This is a genomic window from Aeromonas media (assembly GCF_000819985.1).
Classification (GTDB): Bacteria; Pseudomonadota; Gammaproteobacteria; order Enterobacterales; family Aeromonadaceae; genus Aeromonas; species Aeromonas media.
In genome coordinates, this window is the sequence record NZ_CDBZ01000202.1 from 541 (window position 1) to 2,948 (window position 2,408).

Sequence of the window (2,408 nt, forward strand, 5' to 3'; positions counted from 1 at the left end):
TGCTGGCGCTGGCGCTGGCGCTGGCAACGATGCCCTGTGGCACGAACTCGGCAATACCCTGGGGGAATGGGGTTTCTATCTGCTGCTGGCCCTGGTGGTGGTGAGCCTGCTTGCGGTGGTGCACTACGAGCGCTTCAAGGTGGTCCATCGGCTGGCCCCGGTCATCTACCTGATGGGCTGGGTGCACGGGCTCTGCCTGCTGCCGCGCATCGGCGTCCTGACGCCGGTCGGTCTGACCTTGCTGGTGGGGGGCGGGCTGGGCGCCATGGGCGCGATCTACTCCCTGTTTGGTCGGGTGGGCCAGAATGCGCGCCGCCAGGGAACGGTCAGCACCCTCACCCCTCTGGACGAACGCACCCTTGAGATCAGGGTCACCCTGACCTCTCCCCTGTCTGGCTACCGTCCGGGCCAGTTCGCCTTCTTCGACTTCGCCGGGCGCGGCGAGCCCCATCCCTACACTCTGGTGAATGTCTCGGCGGACTGCCGCACCCTGACCCTGGCGGTGCGCGCCCTCGGGGATCACACCCACTGGCTGCATCAGCACCTCAGGGTGGGGGATGCCGTCATCGTGACCGGCCCCTATGGCGCCTTCGCCCTGCCAGACCCGGCCCCCGCGCTCTGGGTGGGCGCCGGTATCGGCATCACCCCTTTCGTCGCCTGGCTGGAGGCGCTGGTGCGCCGTGGCGAGACACGCCCAGGCACCACCTTGCTGCAATGCGCCCCCACCGCCGAGGCCGCCCCCTATCACAGCCGCCTCGCCGAACTGTGCCGCCGGGCCGGGGTCGATTACCGATTACACCTGGAGTCCGAGCGCGGTCGGCTGGATCTGGCCGCCCTGGGTGAACGCCAGCACACCCCGGTGTGGTTCTGCGGCCCCGAGCCCATGGCCCACACCCTGGATGCCCATCTGACCGCCCCGCTGCACCGGGAGCTGTTCCGCTTCCGCTAGCCTCAAGATGAGGCGCATCATCAAAAGGGCCTCCCGGGGAGGCCCTTGTCATATCAGATGCACCTTGCTCGCAGCCTCTGACTTGCACCCATAAAACCTCGAACAAGGGCAGCGACCCTCACTTGGATATTGATGCAGATTGAATGAATCAATATCATCTTGCGGCCCCTGGTCATGGATAAGAATGTTGTATGTCCTTTGATAAAAAGCACGGTGAGTTCATCTTCAATGTGCAGGAACACCTGGTCACCTGCGAGCTGATCGGCCCTTTCAATGAAGAGGGTATGCTGGCGTGGATTGCACAGATAAAGCGCGTGGTGAACAGCCTGGACGGGAAGCCTTTCTGCGCCCTGGTGGACCATCGCCAGCATCAGGGGGTGGTGCTATCCGCCCTGCCCCATCTGCAAGAGACCTATCAGTGGCTGGCCCAGAAGAACCTGGTGGCCATCGCCTCCCTCTATTCGGCCAAGGTGCTCCATCACATCGCCCTCTCCTGCCTGTCCCTCACCCATCCGGAACATATCCGGGCATTCAACGACCCCCAAGAGGCCATCGCCTGGCTGGATGCCCAATATCAGGCGCAGTAGTCAGCCCGGCAGAGATTAAGAGGGCGGTATCAACGCCCTCAGGTACCACTCCCGGCAGCAATCGACGGCGGATTCCCCGGAGACAAGAAATAGGTGCCACTCGGGAGAGCCGCAGCCTGGGCGACTATCTGCCCCGGCAAGGCGCCATCCGGGCCAAGGGGCATCTGCGCCGCCCGCACGCTGCCGCCCCAAAAGCTCGCCACCAGTATCAAGGCCCCGGCCAGCCCGTATTTGATCCAGGATTTCATCGTCTTGCTCCCCTCTCACCGGCCCCTTGCCACCCTGTGGCAAGCGGACCCATTTATCAGTGGGCAGAAGATAGAAGGGATATGTGAGGAAAACATGAGGTTGTGTGAAGCCAAGGTGAAGTCAGGAAGATGTTGGGGGAATGTGAAAAATCATCATCACCTGCCCCACAAGACGCGATATAGCAGGCAATGACCAGACCACGTAGGGACGATTAGCGCAGCGTAATCGTCCGCATACCGCCGCGCACCGAGTCATGGCCAGACCGGTAGGAAACTTCAGATATCAGCGACCTTTCGGCAACTCCTTATCGCGATCGTCCGAATACGCTTCGCTATTCGAACCTACAGCCCTGGGTTAGCGCCAGCACACCCCAGTGTGGTTCTGCTGCCCCTTGCCTATGGCCCAAATCCTAGATACATCTGACCACCCCACAGCACCGGGAGCTGTTCCGCTTCCGTTGATGGGAGAAGGCGCCCGCAGCCTTCCTCGCTGGCCCCTTTCCTCACAGTCAGGGAACTAGGGAAGGTGCGAACAAGTCCCTGATATGAGATCATGTTTGTCATCTGGAGCCATGGAACAGGGTTCATCATGAGTCATCAGCTCACCTTCGCCGACAGTGAATT

At 61.9% G+C, this 2,408-nt stretch carries 2 protein-coding genes and 1 pseudogene; 2 read left to right on the top strand and 1 reads right to left on the bottom strand.

From position 1 onward, the window contains the following. A partial coding sequence (locus tag BN1127_RS17685) for a ferric reductase-like transmembrane domain-containing protein (protein WP_042650305.1) occupies positions 1 to 949 on the top strand: 949 nt, incomplete at its 5' end. A gap of 191 nt (positions 950 to 1,140) precedes the next feature. Next, positions 1,141 to 1,536, top strand: a complete 396-nt coding sequence (locus tag BN1127_RS17690) for a hypothetical protein (protein ID WP_005330634.1) — start codon at positions 1,141 to 1,143, stop codon at positions 1,534 to 1,536. A 155-nt stretch (positions 1,537 to 1,691) separates the two neighbouring features. Here the strand turns inward: BN1127_RS17690 and BN1127_RS23195 are convergent. Next, positions 1,692 to 1,784, bottom strand: a pseudogene (locus tag BN1127_RS23195) (subclass B2 metallo-beta-lactamase); the annotation flags it as partial. Between the last annotated feature and the right edge of the window lie 624 nt (positions 1,785 to 2,408).

Excerpts from the sequence above, each read along its gene's own strand:
- BN1127_RS17690 (WP_005330634.1), top strand. The coding sequence starts at position 1,141 with ATGTCCTTTGATAAAAAGCACGGTGAGTTCATCTTCAATGTGCAGGAA.